The organism is Desulfovibrio sp. SGI.169 (genome assembly GCF_050313595.1).
Lineage (GTDB): Bacteria > Desulfobacterota > Desulfovibrionia > Desulfovibrionales > Desulfovibrionaceae > Desulfovibrio.
This window is the reverse complement of sequence record NZ_JBNPLS010000064.1, coordinates 1-3,229: the sequence shown is the minus strand read 5'-3', so window position 1 is coordinate 3,229 and position 3,229 is coordinate 1. Positions and strand designations below refer to the sequence as shown.

The following is a 3,229-nucleotide window of genomic DNA, read 5'->3' as shown; positions in this document are numbered from 1 at the left end:
TGGTTTTATTTAAAGGGACCAAAAATAGGCCCCTGTTCCAATTTACAGGTTGGTAGCTGGCTGACACCAGCCACTCCAACCTGCCAAGGGGCAAGGCCCCTTTGGAAACCCCAATCGCGCTCGGCGCTACGCTTCTCGCACGCGGAAGGCAAAAAGCAATGAAGAATAAAGTCACAAACTACCAGTGTCGGCGTACCGTGAGAATAACCAGAGCGGAAGATGAAAGGCTGCGCGAGTTCGCCGCGAAGGTTGGCATTCCTGTTTCGGAATACATGCGGCGGCTATTTTTTGGAGGGCGGCCCATCATCGCAAAGACCGATGACCTGACTATCAGGGAACTACGAAGGCTCGGCGGATTGCTCAAACATAACTTCGGCATAATCAGTGAGAGTGGTCAACAAGAGGCAGTCAGGGAGATATGCAAGACATTGCAAGCCATACAGCGAATGATGGACAATCTGGGCGGCAGGAATGATCCTGAAGAAATTTAAGCGAACAAATCTGAGCAGAACAAAGCGCGCCATGATTGGCGGCATATTTGACTATGTGCTTTCAGAGAAAGACGAGGAAGGCAAAGACAAGTGCGTCTGGTCAACCGCCCTGAATTTTATTGCCGCCACAAGTAAAGGCCAGAGAGCCGAGATGATTTCACTGGCCGAGGAATCCATACGGAGCAAAATGCCTTGCGCCCACTGGATGATGAGCTGGAACGAGAATGAGATACCGACAGAACAGCAAATCACGGAAGCCGTGCAGATGTTTCTCAAGGGCATGGGGCTGGAAGGCCATCAGACGCTTGTGGCAGTTCACGCCAATACCCAAAATGTCCATGCCCATATCCTGGTCAATCGCGTTCATCCAGACACTTTTCAGGTAATCCAGCCGCACAATGGCTTTGACATTGAAGCAGCTCACAGAATTGTCGCGGCCATAGAAAAAGTCCAGGGCTGGAAGCCGCAGAAAAATGCCCGCTATCGCGTCGATGAAAACAATATGATAGTACGCAACACGCCAAGAAAAAGGCAGCCGCCGTCCAGCAAGGCGCAGGATTTTGAAAACTACACCGGAGCAAAATCTGCCCAGCGCATTGCCCAGAAACGTGCCCATGAGCTTATTGATAACGCCACATCATGGGAAGAACTGCACACTGGCCTTAAAGAGGCAGGCTTGCGCTTTGAGAAAAAAGGCTCTGGCGCGATTGTTTTTGTGGGAGAAATAGCGGTAAAGGCTTCATCCATAGACCGCAAATTCAGCATGGGCAAACTCTGCAAACGGCTTGGCGAATACCAACCCGGCGACTATTCGGCATCCATGCTGAAGATTGAGCCGGAGCCGCTCAGCAAGATTGCCGAGGCGCAGTGGCATGAATACACGAACGCCCGCAAAACAGCTCAGGACGCGCATAAAATGGAGAAGGAGGAACTCCAGAAAAGCAACGAGATTGCACTAGCGGAAATCATGCCAAGCAGAAGGCGCACAAGGAAACGGCTCTTGCAAACCTTGCCCAATATGGGCCTGAATTTGTGGGTATAGCAAGATTGCTTTTACCCAAACAACACAGCCGCGAACTGGCTCAGGCGAGAAAAGAATTGCCCAAAATGCCAAAGCTGGCATGTGGATCGTTCAAGGACTGGCTGAGACAGCGCAGTCCTTGGCTTGCCGATATTTGGCGCTTGCGGCGCATTTTGAAGCCAGGCACAAAATACGGCCACTTTCAGGAAGGCCAGCTTCCCAAAATCGGGAAACTGCAAAATCCGCTCATTCCCTATCGCGAAATGGTGAAACGCCGCCATAAAGGTTTGGAGTGGTCAAGGCTGGAAGCAACAACGGCGCTCCATTTGCGCTGCGCCGGTTATCTTCGCAAAGAGGTGGAAGAAGAAATGCAAAGGCACACGCCCCAGTACCCTGCTCATCCAGACGGCCTTTCGCCAAAAATCGGCTATCTGCAACGTATTCTGGATTATGCCTTTGGAGCGCAAGGCGACATCTGGGTGATTGGACAAAGGCTTGGCAAGCCGGAGGTTAAAAAGTTCAACAAAGAAGCGGAAATTATTGATTATTACATGAAGAAGCCGGAGGAAACGCCCAGTCATCAACAATACAGTCAGCAGCGATTCAGAACCCGCTGATTTGCCAATTAGCCGTTTATCAAGTCGCTAAGCATATAAAAAAGCATTTGTAATAATTTTAATACGATAAAAACTTAATCAATGCATTTGGGGCAATATAATTTTAGCTCACAGCAATCACATTCTGGATTTTCTGGGTGGCAATATTTCCTTCCTATATCCCATAAAGTATAATCAATTATCCCTGGATAATCTGGATATATCTCCCTTGCCCTATAAATTAGCATATCATTGAGCGTGTTAGTATCATATTTTCCATTAGAGAGTTTTATATTAGACGGAATCAATTTAAGCCTCATCATCGTTCTACGAACATGAACATCAGGTGAAATGTCTATAGACTTATAGTCATAATATTGTATTCCATATTGGCGAGTAAGTATATTTGCAGCCATAGTAGCAATTTTTATCCCACATCCATTAAACTGTAGAAAGTTATAAACTACCTTTGCACTTGATGGCTTATTCAACCAAATTTTTGAGGCATCACCTTTATAGTCATGAAAAATTTTTTGAACAGCATTTGAAAAAACTACAGCCATGTCAGTACAAAAATGATGAAGCTTCTCTTTATTAAATATTTCAATATATTCATTTTGAGATACATTGGCCAGATCATTGATTTCAAATGTTTTTAAAATACTTTTTATTTTATATGGGAGTTCCCATGCTTTATTAGTCTTAATTTGTCTATCCATCATACAAGATAAGACATAAGCATGAGGGTAATTTTGCAAATCGTCAATTAGATTCTGAGCATCTTTGTTGACTTTGATTACATGAACAGCATTTTAAGATGGATTTTTAAGCTTTTCTTTTCCAATAGAAACAAGAACATCTTCAAGTAGTTGCATCTTATATACCTAGCTTTTCTAATAAAGATAGAGACATTTTATTTATATCTCTACTGTTTTCATTATATAGCTGTACCAAATTATTAATCTTATTATTTGGAAAAATTATTTTGCCAGACATATCTATTAAGCACATTGTTCTATTATTTCCTATTTCATTAATAAAAAAATATCTATAATAATTTTGAATATCATTTAAACTATTATCGTTTATTAATATAGTTTTCGTTATTTCAAATTTATTAA

Annotated in this window: 5 protein-coding genes; 3 read left to right on the top strand and 2 right to left on the bottom strand. The window is 43.3% G+C overall.

Translation table 11 applies throughout. The features are described from left to right. Positions 1 to 158: 158 nt before the first annotated feature. Genes ACQRA4_RS13685 through ACQRA4_RS13675 form a run of 3 tightly spaced genes read left to right on the top strand, consistent with a single transcriptional unit; the run spans position 159 to position 2,129 of the window. The gene (locus ACQRA4_RS13685) at positions 159 to 491 is read left to right on the top strand and encodes a plasmid mobilization protein (RefSeq protein ID WP_427823606.1); all 333 of its coding nucleotides are present in this window, start codon (positions 159 to 161) and stop codon (positions 489 to 491) included. Further along, on the top strand, positions 472 to 1,533 hold the full coding sequence (gene traI / locus ACQRA4_RS13680) for a TraI/MobA(P) family conjugative relaxase (RefSeq protein ID WP_427823605.1): 1,062 nt from the start codon (positions 472 to 474) through the stop codon (positions 1,531 to 1,533). The genes ACQRA4_RS13685 and traI overlap by 20 nt, the downstream gene beginning before the upstream one ends. Next, entirely contained in the window at positions 1,524 to 2,129 is a 606-nt protein-coding gene (locus ACQRA4_RS13675; RefSeq protein ID WP_427823604.1) for a hypothetical protein, read from the top strand. Before traI ends, ACQRA4_RS13675 begins: the two co-directional genes overlap by 10 nt. Before the next feature lie 74 nt (positions 2,130 to 2,203). Here the strand turns inward: ACQRA4_RS13675 and ACQRA4_RS13670 are convergent, their stop codons facing one another. Both ACQRA4_RS13670 and ACQRA4_RS13665 read right to left on the bottom strand, forming a co-directional pair. Next, on the bottom strand, positions 2,204 to 2,830 hold the full coding sequence (locus ACQRA4_RS13670) for a hypothetical protein (RefSeq protein ID WP_427823603.1): 627 nt from the start codon (positions 2,828 to 2,830) through the stop codon (positions 2,204 to 2,206). 154 nt (positions 2,831 to 2,984) lie between these two features. Continuing rightward, on the bottom strand, positions 2,985 to 3,229 hold a 245-nt coding region (locus tag ACQRA4_RS13665; RefSeq protein WP_427823602.1), incomplete at its 5' end, for a hypothetical protein.